Raw genomic sequence first — 14,427 nt, 5'->3', positions numbered from 1 at the left:
ATGTCTTTTACATTCAAAAAAATTGCCGCTGTGGGTGCGCTGCTGGGTGCAATGGCGCTGGCTGGTTGTGGTCAGGAAGAGAAAGATCCGAATCACATCAAAGTGGGTGTGATTGTGGGTGCCGAGCAGCAGGTTGCTGAAGCGGCGCAGAAAGTGGCCAAAGAGAAATACGGTCTGGACGTTGAGCTGGTGACCTTTAACGATTACGTATTGCCTAACGAAGCGTTAAGCAAAGGCGACATTGACGCCAATGCCTTCCAGCACAAACCGTATCTGGATCAGCAGATCAAAGATCGCGGCTATAAGCTGGTGCCGGTCGGTAACACATTTGTCTTCCCTATCGCAGGCTACTCGAAAAAAATCAAATCCATTGATGAACTGCAGGAAGGCGCGCAAATTGCTATTCCTAACGATCCCACTAACCTTGGCCGCACCCTGCTGCTGCTGCAGAAAGTGGGCCTGATCAAGCTGAAGGATGATGTGGGCCTGCTGCCAACGTCGCTGGATATCGTTGAAAACCCGAAGAAGCTGAAGATTGTTGAGCTGGAAGCGCCACAGCTGCCACGTTCTCTGGACGATCAGCAGATTGCGCTGGCGGTTATCAATACTACCTATGCCAGCCAGATCGGCCTGACTCCAGCGAAAGATGGCATTTTCGTGGAAGACAAAGACTCTCCATACGTTAACCTGATCGTTTCACGCGAAGATAATAAAGACGCGGAAAACGTGAAGAAATTCGTTCAGGCTTACCACTCTGATGAAGTGGCCGCTGCCGCTGAAAAAATCTTTAACGGTGGTGCCGTGAAAGGCTGGTAAGGCCTCTTCACAGCAAAAAGGGCGGCGGCAACGTCGCCCTTTTTCTATGGTGCGATTTCAGCCCGCGACTTGTCATTTATCAGCGAGCTTGCTTCAATACCGCCACTTGTATACACATAAGGATGTTCCCATGCGCGCTTTACCGCTCTGTTTGTTAGCATTGATGCTGACAGGGTGTTCCCTTATTCATAAGCCGTATCAGCCGATCACCCCGCTGCCTGCTTCAAAAACAACACCCGCGCATAAAGTGACACCGCGCCCGGCGCCGGTAAAAATTTATACCGATACGACCGATCTGCTCAGCAAGCCCTTTCGTGATTTAGGCGAAGTCTCTGGCGAAGATTGCCAGATCTCAACGCAGGATTCCCCCGCCAACCTGAATACCGCGCGCAAACGCATGCAGATTAAAGCCTCATCAATGAAGGCTAACGCGGTGTTGCTGCACAAATGCGAAATCATCACCAGTGGCGCAGGCTGTCATCGTCAGGCCATCTGTCAGGGATCCGCTTTAAAAGTTAGCAGCCAATGAGTGCATTCTCTTTCGAGCAGATCGGCGTGATTCATTCGCCGTGGAAAGAGAAATTTGCCGTTCCGCGTCAGCCCGGTTTAGTCGCTGACGGCGGTGGAGAACTGCATCTGCAGGCGCCGTATAATCAACCTGAGGCGGTACGCGGCCTGGAAAGCTTCAGTCATTTATGGCTGCTGTTTGTATTTCATCAAACGCAATCAGCGGGATGGCGGCCGACGGTGCGGCCGCCTCGCCTCGGCGGTAATGCGCGTATGGGTGTTTTTGCCACGCGTTCGACCTTTCGCCCTAACCCTGTAGGCATGTCGCTGGTTGAGCTAAAAGCGGTGCGCTGCGAGGGCAATCAGGTGATTTTGCAGTTGGGTAGTCTCGATTTGGTTGATGGCACGCCGGTGATTGACATCAAACCCTATCTGCCCTTTGCCGAAGCATTACCGGATGCACGCGCCGGATTTGCTCAGCTGCCGCCGGCTGCCGCCATGCCGGTAGCGTTCAGCGAACATGCGCTGAAGCAGATTGCCGATGAGCAGGCGCATTTTCCGCATCTGCAGCGCTTCATTCATGACGTGCTGGCACAGGATCCGCGGCCCGCCTATCGCAAGGGTGATGAACCCGATCGTGAGTATGCTGCCTGGCTGCTTGATTTCAACGTGCGCTGGCGCATTGATGCCGGCGCCACGCTGGTTGTTGCAGTGGATCGACGTTAAAACACGCTTTTTAGGATTCCATGACGCTGGTACACTAGCGGCCAGCAATTTTTGGCCCGTTAACTGGCTTTCCGTCCACATGGAATCGTAATCAATGCGCACTACTCAATATTTGCTTGCCACTCAAAAAGAGACGCCTTCTGACGCCGAAGTCATCAGCCACCAGCTTATGCTGCGTGCTGGCATGATCCGTAAACTCGCTTCGGGTTTATACACCTGGTTACCGACCGGCCTGCGCGTATTGAAAAAAGTCGAAAATATCGTGCGTGAAGAGATGAACAACGCGGGCGCGATTGAGATTTCAATGCCGGTGGTGCAGCCCGCCGATCTGTGGCAGGAGAGTGGACGTTGGGAACAATATGGCCCGGAGCTGCTGCGTATCAGCGATCGCAGCGATCGCCCTTTTGTACTGGGTCCAACCCACGAAGAAGTGATTACCGATCTGATTCGTAACGAGTTGAGCTCTTACAAACAGCTGCCGCTAAATCTGTTCCAGATTCAGACCAAATTCCGTGATGAAGTGCGCCCGCGTTTTGGCGTCATGCGTTCGCGTGAGTTCATCATGAAAGATGCCTACTCCTTTCATACCTCACAGGCATCGCTTCAGGAAACCTATGAGGCGATGTACCGCGCCTACAGCCAGATTTTCAGCCGTATGGGGCTGGATTTCCGCGCAGTGCAGGCGGATACCGGTTCGATCGGTGGCAGCGCATCACACGAATTTCAGGTGCTGGCCAACAGCGGCGAAGATGATGTGATTTTCTCAACCGATTCTGACTATGCCGCCAATATTGAGCTGGCCGAAGCGGTTGCTCCAGCCGGTGAGCGTGCGCAGCCCGCGCAGGATATGACAGAGATCGACACGCCTGACGCTAAAACCATTGCCGCGCTGGTTGAGCAGTTTGCTCTGCCCATTACCCAAACGGTAAAAACGCTGCTGGTCAAAGCTGCAGAAGAGAGCGGCCATACGCTGGTCGCGCTGCTGGTCCGTGGCGATCACGAGTTGAACGAAGTCAAAGCGGAAAAACTCGATCTGGTCGCAGCACCGCTGACTTTTGCCACCGAGGAAGAGATTCGCGCCGCTGTCGGTGCCGGTCCGGGCTCGCTGGGTCCGGTTGGCCTGGAGCTGCCGATTGTGATCGATCGCAGTGTTGAGAAGATGAGTGATTTTGCTGCCGGTGCCAACCGCGACGGTAAACATCTTATCGGTGTTAACTGGGAGCGCGATCTGCCGCTGCCGCAGGTTGCTGATATTCGCAACGTGGTGGAAGGCGACGCCAGCCCGGACGGTAAAGGCACGCTGCAGATTAAACGCGGTATCGAAGTGGGCCACATTTTCCAGCTCGGCACCAAATATTCTGACGCGATGAAAGCGTCTGTTCAGGGCGAGGAAGGCCGTAACCAGACGCTGACGATGGGCTGTTACGGTATCGGAGTCACGCGTGTGGTCGCGGCGGCGATTGAGCAGAACCATGACGAGCGCGGCATCATATGGCCAGCCGCTCTGGCACCCTTCCAGGTTGCTATTCTGCCAATGAATATGCACAAATCTTTCCGCGTGAAAGAGGTTGCAGAGACGCTGTATGACACGCTGCGCAGCCACGGCATTGACGTCATTCTGGACGATCGTAAAGAGCGCCCAGGCGTGATGTTTGCTGATATGGAACTGATCGGCGTGCCGCATACCATTGTGATCGGCGATCGTAATCTGGACAGCGAAGAAGTGGAATACAAAGCGCGCCGCGAAGGTGAAAAGCAGATGATCAAGAAAGATGCCATCGTCGACTTCCTGATTAGCGCCATTAAAGGCTAACGCCCTGCCCTGACTCTCTCAGCCACCCTCTGCGGTGGCTTTTTTATGTCTGTGTTGATCAGCAGCGTGTATATCCTGCCAACGCGCTGCTGTTACAACACCTTACCGCGTAGTGCTTTGGTCGTGCTTTTGCGCGTTTTGCCTTCCAGCCGGCGTTTTTTGGAAGCCAGCGTTGGCCGCGTAGGACGGCGGGCTTTTTCCACCACGGTGAGTTCATTGATCAGGTTTTTCAGGCGCTGCAGTGCCGCTTCGCGGTTCATCTCCTGGCTGCGATACTCCTGCGCCTTGATGATTACAATACCTTCTGGAGTAATCAGATGATGCGTCGCTTCCAGCAGCCGCGTCTTGTAAAACTCCGGTAGCGAAGAGGCGCGGATATCGAAACGCAAATGGATGGCGGTGGAAGATTTATTCACGTTCTGACCGCCCGCGCCCTGCGCCCGGATAGCCGTCAGTTCAATTTCGTTATCGGCGAGGGTGACCTGTCGAGAGAGCGTAATCATGCTGGCTGATTCACCTGTTGCCATTCGGTAAAGTGCAGCTCAACATGCTGATCTTCAGCGGAGAGCCACAGCACGCCATCCTGCACCGTTGCCTGCAGATTCATGTTACGCGCCGCCAACGCGGTTAACTTTTCGAGCTGCTCATCATCCAAATAGCGCACCGTTAAGTTACTCAGCTGAGCCAGCTTATCGCGATGTTGCTGCCACCATACCGTCGCTGCGCGAGCACTATAGGCATACAACCAGACCGCCGCCGAACGATGGCTCGCTTTCTTCAGGCGCTTTTCATCCGGCAGGCCGAGTTCAATCCAGCACTCAATGCCCTGATGATCGTTGAGCCGCCAGATTTCAGGCTCATCGTCCGCGCACAAACCGCGGGTAAACTGCAGGCGTTCATCGGCGTGGCAGAGCCAGGCGGCCAGGCGTAGCATCAGCCGCGTTTCCGTTTCCGAAGGATGGCGCGCCAGCGTCAGGCTGGTATCGAAATAGACCTGACGATCCAAATCGGCAATGCTCAGGTTAGCTTTATAGATGGTGGCTTTCAGTGCCATGATTTTCCTCTCTGGTTTTACGCACTATTGTACCCCAGACACACAGCATTCCGCTTCACGGCGGCTGATTTCACGCAATTTCCTATGATATAGTGGAAAACAGCCAGCTAAAAAGGCTCTGAGGGGAGGTATAAGTGCATAAATATTGTGAACTGGTTCGCCAACGTTATGCCGAAATTGGAAGCGGTGACCTGGGATATATCCCGGATGCTATCGGATGTGCATTGAAAGCGCTCGATGAGATAGCCGCCAATTCTGCGCTAAACTCTTCTGTCAGGGAACAGGCAGCCTATGCTGCCGCCAACTTATTGGTGAGCGATTATGTTAACGAATGAAGCCTATACACCGATCAACTGCGACGACTATGACAACCTGGAACTCGCCTGCCAGAAAAAATGGATGTTATCGCTGGCGTTGAAAGATGGCGAAAAGCTAAAGGCCGAAGCGGTAGACATGGTATCGCGCAAAAACGTTGAGTATCTGGAAATCAATCTCTCCGGCGAAGCACGACAGTTACGTCTCGATCATATTGCCAGTTTTGAACATCCAGAAATTGGCACCGTGGTGATGAGCGACGCTGACTAAACGAGTGCGGGCGGGTCTTTTCCCGCCCTCTCTCACGGCTGCAACGAGCTGTACCAGGCCGCCAAATCTGCTATATCGTCATCGCTTAATCCCGCCACAAACGCCTTCATCACCTCTGCCTGACCGCCATTACGCTCACCTTTCTTGTAAGCCTGCAATGCATGCGCCAGGTAGTCGGCGTGTTGTCCCGCAAGGTTTGGGTAAAGCGGCACCGCTGCTTTGCCTGCGGCGCCATGGCAGGCCATGCAGGCGGCTGCTTTTTGCTCACCGGCTTTACTGTCGCCAGCAGCGAAAGCGGGCGCGCTGGCCATAAGCAGCAGCGCAATTATCCCTTTATTCATGCTTATCTTACTCATGGTGTTGCCAGCAAATATGCCAGCCGGAATCGGTATCGTCGCGCCCCTGCACGGTAGTAAACAGGCCAGGCGCGGCGATCAGTTGTTCATTGTAATAAATCAGCGGCGTGCGCTCGCGCTGCCACGGCGGAATGCCCAGTTCCTGCCAGATTTTTTTCATACTGCGGCCACCGTTGCGGCCGAGAATATGAACATGCCCGCGCGCCTGAAACCGTATGCTGACCCTTTCATCTTCACGTGGCGCACGCACCTGCTGACCCACGTCGGCGCGATGCACAATGCCAAGGTTATCGGGCAGTTGCAATGCGGCCCAGGGCGCCTGCCAGGGCAGCACCTGCTGGCTGATATCTGCAAATGGCGGCAGCCAGTAAAGTGCATCACGATAACGGCGCAGCTGATGCAGGCCGAGTTGCAGGCAAGGCACAGCGTCGGGTCGGCTGAGAATCACTTCATGCCAGATGCGAGCCAGCGCGTCGCGCGATGGCATTTTTCCGCCCTGTTGCGCAATCCAGCGGCGCAGCAACGCATTGCGATGCGCCTCGCTCAGGTTCAGCAGCGGTGGAATCAGTAGCGATCCGTTGCCCTGTATCTGCTGGGACAGCGACGCGGCGAGCAATTCATCGAGCAGCTGTTCCTGTTCACCGCACAGTGCCGCACTGCGCGCCGCCGCCTGAGAAAAGTGTGGCCAGCGGGCGCTGAGTATTGGCAGCACCTGTTGACGCAGAAAGTTACGATCAAAGCGGGTATCGAGATTACTTTCATCCTCGATCCAACTGAGTTGATACGCCTGTGCCCACTCGACAAGCTGCGCACGAGACTGCGTTAGCAGCGGCCGCACCAGCTGATGTTCACCCAGCGAGAGCGTGGCAGGCATTGCCGCCAGGCCTGCCGGTCCGCTGCCGCGTTTCAACGCCAACAGCAGGGTTTCCGCCTGATCGTCAAGATGCTGCGCGGTAACCAGCACTTCATCCATCAGCAGCGCCTGGCGAAATGCCGTATAGCGCGCCGCACGGGCCGCGGCCTCAATGCCCGCCTCGCGACCGTTAACAACAACTCGCTCAACGATCAACGGTATTTGCCATTGCCCACACAGCTGCTGACAATGCATAACCCATTCATCGGCATGGGGACTGAGGCCATGATGTATATGGATCGCGCGCAGTTCGACATCGTGCTGTTGCCGCCAGCCTGCCAGCTGATGCAACAGCACGGTAGAATCCAGCCCGCCACTAAATGCCACCAGCAGACGCCGGCAGGATTGCAGGATATTCAGATGGGCTAAACGGGACATGGCACTCTCAAACAGAGCGGGCCGCGCAGTGCGGCCCGACAGCTGGTTATTTTACGCCTGATAAAGTTCTAACGGCAATCCATCGGGATCGGCAAAGAAGGTGAACCGCTTGCCGGTCAGCGGATCGATACGCACCGGCTCACACTGTACGCCCTGCTGTTGCAGCAGTTGCCATGCCGCATCAATATCATCAACGCTAAAGGCGAGATGGCGCAGGCCGCAGGCTTCAGGATGACTGACGCGCGCCGGCGGTTCAGGAAAGCTGAACAGCTCAATGGTGTAATGACCGTTTAACGCCAGATCGCCTTTCCACGAGTTGCGTTCTTCACGAAAAAACTCGCCCATCAGCGTGAAGCCAAGAATGTCGCAATAGAATGCTTTGCTGCGCGCATAGTCGGTGGCAATGATGGCGATGTGATGAACCTGCTTCAGTCCTAACATGAAAACTCCTGAAAATTTTTTGTGACGCGTACCTTATGCCGCTCACCGCATCGCCGCAAGCACGACTTTTCTGGATTATATCGACGGCTGCTCTTTTAGCACGCGTACCAGATAGCGCCCTTCTTCCGTTAACGTAGCACCATGAATATCGGTCTCAAAGCCAGGATAATGCTCGCCTATTGTGCAGAGCATCAGCAGAAAATCGAGTACCGCCCGACTTGCCTCGGTGATCATCTCGCCCGGCATGACCAGCGGCACGCCCGGCGGATACGGCAGGATCATATTGGCTGAAACGCGGCCGATTAATTGATCGATCGACACTGTTTCTACATTGCCGGTGACCTGTTGCTGAAATGCCTGATGCGGCGTCATTTTCATCTCCGGCAGCGTATCGAATGCCTGCAACATCAAACGCGGCAGATCGTGTTGGCGGATCATGTTATGAATGCCCGCAGCCAGCGTCTGAATACGCATGTTGCGGTAAAAGTCGGGATCTTCTGCGTAGAGATCGGGCAGCATATTTTTGACGCGCAGATTCAGATCGAAGGCGCGTTTAAATTCGGTCAGGCCGCGCAGCAGGCTCATTGCTTTGGTCTTATCGATACCAATGCTGAACAGAAAAAGCAGGTTATAAGGCCCGGTTTTTTCCACCACTACGCCGCGTTGATCGAGGAATTTCGCTACCAGCGCCGCCGGGATCCCTTCAGCCGCCATGTCGCCAAGCTCACTCATGCCGGGGGTTAAAATAGTCACCTTGATCGGATCGAGGTACATATGATCGCGATCGGCATGCGTAAAACCGTGCCACGCTTCGTCACCCGGCTGAATCGGCCAGCATTCCGCCTCATCGATGCCGTCGGGCTGCCAGATATCAAAAAACCATCCTTCTGACTCTTCCCGCAGACGCTGCACCTCACGCCGGAAATGCAGCGCGCGTTCCACCGAGCGATTTATCAGGCGGCGGCCCGGATTACCGCGCAGCATCGCCGCAGCCGTTTCAATTGAGGCGACAATCGGATAGTTCGGCGACGTCGTGGTGTGCATCATGTAGGCTTCATTAAAGGTCTGCTCATCGTAATCGCCTTTAATATGAATCATCGACGCCTGAGAAAATGCCGCGAGCAGCTTGTGCGTTGACTGCGTTTCATAAAACACTTTGCCCGGCATACGATCGCCGCTCATGCCGCTTTTGCCCTGATAAATAGGATGAAAATTGGTGTAAGGAACCCAGGCGGAATCAAAGTGGATCGATGGCACATCCAGCGTCTCTTTGATGTACTGCGTGTTGTAGAGCAGACCATCGTAGGTCGAATTGGTGATTACCGCATGCACCGGCCAGCTGGCGTTTTCGGTTTGTGCCACCTTCAGAGCGATACTCTCGCGGGTGAATTCGCGCTTCGGAATGCCACCGAGGATGCCAAGTGCATTGCGCGTCGGCTTGAGCCAGATGGGCACAATGTTGCTCATCATCAGCAGATGAGTCAGCGACTTATGGCAGTTGCGATCGATCAGCACCGTGCTGCCGGCAGGCGCAGCATACATACCGACAATTTTATTCGATGTCGACGTGCCATTGGTCACCATATAACTCTGCTCGGCACCAAACGTGCGGGCGATATATTCTTCAGCTTCCAGATGCGGCCCGGTGTGATCCAGTAACGATCCGAGCTCGGTTACCGAGATCGATACATCCGCCTTCAGCGCATTGCCACCGAAAAAATCGTAAAACAAGCTGCCGACCGGACTTTTTTGAAAGGCGGTGCCCGCCATATGACCTGGCGTACAAAAGGTATACTTGCCCTCTTTCACATAGGTGAACAGTGCTTTGGTCAGCGGCGGCGTAATGGTATCAATATATTCATCGGTATACTGACGGATGCGCTGCGCGATTTCTTCAGCAGCATCCAGCGCATATTCAAAGAACCATAGCGCCATGCGCATTTCATTGAGGCTGACATCAAAAGAAGAGTGCGTGTTGATAAAGGCGTAGAGCGGCAGGTATTCGTTGAGCAGATGAATTTCGCTGCATAACTCGAGGCTGTATTCGTCCCAGTCGAAAATAATGCCGCAGATGCGCGGATTGTGTTCAATCAGCTTTAACAGGTCGTTGGCATCCTGCGGGTAGATTAGCTTAAAGCCCTGACGAGTGAGCGCCAGATCGAGTTCTCTGATGGGTTCATCTTTATAAAAAGCGTTGTGCGGCCCCATTATCGCAATAATATTCAAGGCTCTTCTCCTGAAGGTGATAGCAAGGGATAAGCATAGCGAAACCCGCGCGGCAGTCGGTAAAAGCACATAAAAAAGGGCAGAATATCGCTATTCTGCCCTGCGCTTTCTTTGTTGGGGTGATGATCAGGCGTAACCGTAGCTCATCAGGCGCTGATAGCGACGATTAAGCAGCTCTTCGGTGTTCAACACGTCGAGATCGGCCAGATCGGCCAGCAGCTGCGATTTTAATGATGCCGCAATTTCCAGTGGATGACGATGCGCGCCACCCAACGGCTCAGGAATCACCGAGTCGATCAGCTTCAGCTCTTTCAGGCGAGGAGCAATAATGCCCATCGCTTCCGCAGCCAGCGGCGCTTTGTCTGCGCTTTTCCACAGAATCGACGCGCAGCCTTCCGGTGAAATCACCGAATAGGTGCTGTATTGCAGCATGTTCACTTTGTCGCCTACGCCAATGGCCAGCGCACCGCCAGAACCGCCCTCACCGATGACCGTGCAAATAACCGGCACTTTCAGACCGGACATCTCGCGCAGATTGCGTGCGATAGCTTCGGACTGTCCGCGCTCTTCTGCACCCACGCCCGGGTAAGCACCCGGCGTATCGATAAAAGTAATGATCGGCATTTTAAAGCGCTCGGCCATTTCCATCAGGCGCAGCGCTTTGCGATAGCCTTCCGGAGCGGGCATACCAAAGTTACGGCGAATCTTCTCTTTGGTTTCACGTCCTTTCTGATGACCAATGATCATCACAGGCCGGCCATCAATACGCGCGGTACCGCCAACAATGGCTTTGTCGTCTGCATAGGCGCGATCGCCCGCCAGCTCGTCAAAGTCAGTAAAGATGTTACGCACATAATCAAAGGTATAAGGGCGCAACGGATGACGCGCCAACTGGGCAATTTGCCAGGCACCCAAATCTGAGAATATTTTCCGTGTCAGCTCAACGCTTTTTTCGCGCAGGCGCTGCACTTCTTCATCCAGATTAATATCGTGTTTCTCATCCTGACGGCCAACCGACTTAAGCGAATCAATCTTCGCTTCCAGTTCCGCGATTGGCTGTTCAAAATCCAGGTAATTAAGACTCATAATGTTCCTGTTTTAGTCAAACTCCAGTTCCACCTGCTCCGAACCGATCAACGATCGCAGATCGTTGAGCAAACGATCGCTGGGCGAAATACGCCACGCTGCACCAAAGCGCAGCTTCGCCCGCGCGTCCTCTCTCTGATAGTAGAGATGCACCGGAATGGTTCCCGAACGATGGGGCTCCAGGGACTGACGGAGACGGTTTAAAAGCTGGTCATCAATTTGCCTGTCCGTCAGCGAGATAGCAAGCCCGCGAGCATACTTTTCGCGTGCTTCGTCAATGTCCATCACTTCGCGTGCGGTCATTTTAAGCCCGCCGCTGAAATCATCGAAGCTGACCTGTCCGCTGACGAGCAGGATACGGTCTTTTTCCAGCAAATGCTGATACTTATCGAGGGCATCGGTAAATAACATGACCTCAAGACGACCGGATCGATCGTCAAGCGTACAGATGCCGATACGGTTACCGCGTTTGGTTACCATCACACGCGCCGACACCACTAATCCGGCTGCGGTAATGATCTTACCACGTTCCGTTGGGTGCATCTCTTTCAGGCGCACGCCGCCAACATAACGCTCGATCTCTTTAAGGTACTGATTAATCGGATGCCCGGTTAGATACAATCCTAACGTTTCGCGTTCACCATCCAGCTGAACCTGCTCTGGCCAACGGGTCACGCTGGCATAGGATTTCTCCACCTGCTCCGGCTCTTCCGCCAGCACGCCGAACATGTCTGACTGGCCGATGGCTTCCGCTTTGGCATGCTGATCCGCGGCTTTCAGCGCATCGGGCAGCGCACTCATCAACGCCGCCCGGTGTGGGCCAAGGCGATCAAAAGCGCCGGACATGATCAGTTTTTCCATCACCCGCCGATTGATCTTTTTGGTATCGGTGCGCGCGCAGAGATCAAACAGCTCTTTAAAATAGCCATCCTGGTTACGTGCTTCAAGGATCGCCTCGATCGGGCCTTCACCCACGCCTTTGATTGCGCCGATGCCGTAAACGATCTCGCCTTCATCATTAACGTGAAATTGATACAGACCGGAGTTGATATCCGGCGGCAGCACCTTGAGGCCCATACGCCAGCACTCATCCACCAGGCCAACCACCTTCTCGGTATTGTCCATATCCGCGGTCATCACCGCCGCCATGAATTCCGCCGGATAGTGCGCTTTCAGCCACAACGTTTGATAGGAGACCAGCGCGTAGGCAGCCGAGTGCGATTTGTTAAAGCCGTAACCGGCAAATTTCTCTACCAGATCGAAGATTTTCATCGACAGTTCGCCGTCGATGCCCATGCTTTCGGCGCCATCCTGAAACACCGAGCGCTGCTTGGCCATCTCTTCCGGCTTCTTTTTACCCATTGCGCGACGCAGCATATCCGCACCGCCCAGTGTGTAGCCTGAAAGCACCTGCGCAATCTGCATCACCTGTTCCTGATACAGAATAATGCCGTAGGTCGGTTCCAGCACCGGTTTCAGTGACTCGTGCTGCCACTGAATGTCAGGATAGGAGATCGCTTCACGGCCGTGTTTACGGTCAATAAAGTTATCCACCATGCCGGATTGCAGCGGCCCCGGACGGAACAGCGCCACCAGCGCGATCATATCTTCAAAGCAGTCCGGCTTCAGGCGCTTGATCAGATCTTTCATACCGCGTGATTCGAGCTGGAATACCGCCGTGGTTTCCGCGCGCTGCAGCATGTCGAAGCTTTTTTTATCCTCAAGCGGGATCGCAGTAATATCAATCGGCTCAAGGCCCTGCTTCGCCCGGCGCGGATTGATCATCTTCAGCGCCCAGTCGATGATGGTTAAGGTGCGCAGGCCTAAAAAGTCGAATTTCACCAGCCCGGCATATTCGACGTCGTTCTTATCAAACTGCGTTACCGGGAACTGGCCATTTTCATCGCAATAGAGCGGGGAAAAATCGGTGATTTTGGTTGGGGCAATGACCACGCCACCAGCATGTTTACCGGCATTACGCGTAACGCCTTCCAGCTTACGCGCCATATCAATCAGCGCTTTAACCTCTTCATCCGCCTCGTAAATCTCCGGCAACTGCGGCTCAGCGACAAAGGCTTTTTCCAGCGTCATGCCGGGATCGGGCGGAATCAGTTTGGAGATGCGATCAACAAAGCCATAGGGATGGCCCAGCACGCGGCCCACGTCACGAATAACCGCCTTCGCCGCCATGGTACCAAAGGTGATAATTTGCGATACCGCCTCGCGGCCATACATTTCGGCCACGTGATCAATCACCTGATCGCGTTTTTCCATACAGAAATCGACGTCAAAGTCAGGCATGGAAACACGTTCCGGATTCAGGAAGCGTTCAAACAGCAGATCAAAGGCCAGTGGATCGATATCGGTGATTTTCAGCGCATAGGCGACCAGGGAGCCAGCACCAGAGCCACGGCCGGGACCGACCGGAATACCGTTGTCTTTTGACCACTGGATAAACTCCATCACGATCAAAAAGTAGCCCGGGAATCCCATCTGGTTGATCACCGTCAGTTCAATCTCCAGACGTTCATCGTAAGCCGGGCGTTTTTCCAGACGCACCGCCTCATCCGGAAACAGGAATTCCAGACGCTCTTCCAGCCCTTCACGGGATTTTTTTACCAGAAAATCTTCGGTGGTCATCTCGCCGGTAGGAAACTGCGGCAGGAAGTATTCGCCAAGGCGCACGGTGACGTTGCAGCGACGCGCAATTTCTACGCTGTTCTCCAGCGCTTCCGGGATGTCAGCAAACAGGGCGCACATCTCTTCTTCGCTGCGCATATATTGCTGCGGACTGTAGTTACGTGGGCGCTTAGGATCGTCGAGGGTAAAACCATCATGAATCGCCACGCGGATTTCGTGCGCGTCAAACTCATCTTCGGTCAGGAAGCAGACTTCATTGGTGGCTACTACCGGCACCGATTCGGCAATGGCCAGTTCAACGGCGGCATGCAGATAGCTCTCTTCATCCTGACGCCCGGTGCGCACCAGTTCGAGGTAATAACGATCGGGAAAATGTGTCTGATAAAAGGCCAGGCATTGTGACACCAGCGCCTGATTACCACGTAATAAACTGCGGCCGACATCGCCGCGTCGGCCACCGGAAAGCAGTATCAATCCTTCACCCAGCTCAATCAGCCAGTCACGATCGATGATCGGACCGGCGATGCCGTAGCCACGCAAATAGGCGCGCGAAATGAGTTGGGTCAGGTTTTGATAGCCGTCGTTATTGGAGGCCAGCACGGTGAGATAGGTGAGCTCGTCGCCCATCAGCTCGCTGGCGACCTGGAAATCGGCGCCGATAATCGGCTTGATGCCAGCACCGTGTGCCGTACCGTAGAACTTCACCAGACCACAGAGGTTGGTGTAATCGGTAATGGCAATGGCAGGCATGCCAAGTGCTGCCGCTTTTTTTACCAGCGGCCCGGTTTTGGCCAGTCCATCGACCATCGAATAATCACTGTGTACGTGCAGGTGAATAAAACGTGGTTCGGCCATAGTATTTTCCGCTTAAAACAGGTTGAAGCCA

At 54.4% G+C, this 14,427-nt stretch carries 14 protein-coding genes; 6 read left to right on the top strand and 8 right to left on the bottom strand.

Annotated features, from left to right (window positions below):
* The 4 genes from EM595_RS04145 to proS all read left to right on the top strand — a co-directional run bounded on the left by EM595_RS04145 (position 1) and on the right by proS (position 3,862).
* The gene (locus tag EM595_RS04145) at positions 1-816 is read left to right on the top strand and encodes a MetQ/NlpA family lipoprotein (RefSeq protein WP_067428144.1); all 816 of its coding nucleotides are present in this window, start codon (positions 1-3) and stop codon (positions 814-816) included.
* Positions 817-946: 130 nt separating this feature from the next.
* Complete coding sequence (gene rcsF / locus EM595_RS04140) at positions 947-1,345, top strand: envelope stress sensor lipoprotein RcsF (RefSeq protein ID WP_067428142.1); 399 nt, start codon at positions 947-949, stop codon at positions 1,343-1,345.
* Positions 1,342-2,049 carry a tRNA (N6-threonylcarbamoyladenosine(37)-N6)-methyltransferase TrmO gene (tsaA, locus tag EM595_RS04135; protein ID WP_067428141.1) on the top strand — a complete coding sequence of 236 codons (708 nt, stop codon included), beginning with the start codon at positions 1,342-1,344 and terminating at the stop codon, positions 2,047-2,049. Before rcsF ends, tsaA begins: the two co-directional genes overlap by 4 nt.
* 94 nt (positions 2,050-2,143) lie before the next feature.
* On the top strand, positions 2,144-3,862 hold the full coding sequence (gene proS / locus EM595_RS04130) for a proline--tRNA ligase (protein ID WP_067428139.1): 1,719 nt from the start codon (positions 2,144-2,146) through the stop codon (positions 3,860-3,862).
* Positions 3,863-3,954: 92 nt separating this feature from the next.
* On the opposite strand, the gene arfB is transcribed toward proS, so the two are convergent.
* Both arfB and EM595_RS04120 read right to left on the bottom strand, forming a co-directional pair.
* Positions 3,955-4,365 (bottom strand): alternative ribosome rescue aminoacyl-tRNA hydrolase ArfB, encoded by a 411-nt coding sequence (arfB, locus tag EM595_RS04125; protein WP_067428137.1) that lies wholly within the window; start codon positions 4,363-4,365, stop codon positions 3,955-3,957.
* Positions 4,362-4,916, bottom strand: coding sequence for a YaeQ family protein (locus EM595_RS04120; RefSeq protein WP_067428136.1), 555 nt, complete (start codon positions 4,914-4,916; stop codon positions 4,362-4,364). Before EM595_RS04120 ends, arfB begins: the two co-directional genes overlap by 4 nt.
* Before the next feature lie 134 nt (positions 4,917-5,050).
* On the opposite strand from EM595_RS04120, the gene EM595_RS20580 reads away from it, so the two are divergent.
* Both EM595_RS20580 and rof read left to right on the top strand, forming a co-directional pair.
* Positions 5,051-5,251 carry a YaeP family protein gene (locus tag EM595_RS20580; RefSeq protein WP_071852482.1) on the top strand — a complete coding sequence of 67 codons (201 nt, stop codon included), beginning with the start codon at positions 5,051-5,053 and terminating at the stop codon, positions 5,249-5,251.
* Positions 5,238-5,501, top strand: a complete 264-nt coding sequence (rof, locus tag EM595_RS04115; RefSeq protein WP_067428135.1) for a Rho-binding antiterminator — start codon at positions 5,238-5,240, stop codon at positions 5,499-5,501. Before EM595_RS20580 ends, rof begins: the two co-directional genes overlap by 14 nt.
* A 32-nt stretch (positions 5,502-5,533) precedes the next feature.
* Here rof and EM595_RS04110 read toward each other — a convergent pair whose 3' ends face one another.
* The 6 genes from EM595_RS04110 to dnaE all read right to left on the bottom strand — a co-directional run bounded on the left by EM595_RS04110 (position 5,534) and on the right by dnaE (position 14,396).
* A complete protein-coding gene (locus EM595_RS04110) occupies positions 5,534-5,842 on the bottom strand; it encodes a c-type cytochrome (protein WP_067428133.1) in 309 nt (102 codons plus the stop codon).
* Between the two features lie 7 nt (positions 5,843-5,849).
* Complete coding sequence (tilS, locus tag EM595_RS04105; protein WP_067428131.1) at positions 5,850-7,148, bottom strand: tRNA lysidine(34) synthetase TilS; 1,299 nt, start codon at positions 7,146-7,148, stop codon at positions 5,850-5,852.
* Between the two features lie 51 nt (positions 7,149-7,199).
* Positions 7,200-7,589, bottom strand: a complete 390-nt coding sequence (locus tag EM595_RS04100; protein WP_067428129.1) for a VOC family protein — start codon at positions 7,587-7,589, stop codon at positions 7,200-7,202.
* Positions 7,590-7,664: 75 nt separating this feature from the next.
* Positions 7,665-9,815, bottom strand: coding sequence for a lysine decarboxylase LdcC (locus EM595_RS04095; protein ID WP_067428128.1), 2,151 nt, complete (start codon positions 9,813-9,815; stop codon positions 7,665-7,667).
* Positions 9,816-9,941: 126 nt separating this feature from the next.
* Positions 9,942-10,901, bottom strand: a complete 960-nt coding sequence (gene accA / locus EM595_RS04090) for an acetyl-CoA carboxylase carboxyl transferase subunit alpha (protein ID WP_067428126.1) — start codon at positions 10,899-10,901, stop codon at positions 9,942-9,944.
* A gap of 12 nt (positions 10,902-10,913) precedes the next feature.
* Positions 10,914-14,396, bottom strand: coding sequence for a DNA polymerase III subunit alpha (gene dnaE / locus EM595_RS04085; RefSeq protein ID WP_067428124.1), 3,483 nt, complete (start codon positions 14,394-14,396; stop codon positions 10,914-10,916).
* Positions 14,397-14,427 lie beyond the last annotated feature (31 nt).

Source organism: Duffyella gerundensis, assembly GCF_001517405.1.
In the GTDB taxonomy this organism is placed as follows: domain Bacteria; phylum Pseudomonadota; class Gammaproteobacteria; order Enterobacterales; family Enterobacteriaceae; genus Duffyella; species Duffyella gerundensis.
The sequence above is the reverse complement of the archived record's forward strand: the minus strand, read 5'-3'. Positions and strand labels throughout refer to the sequence as shown.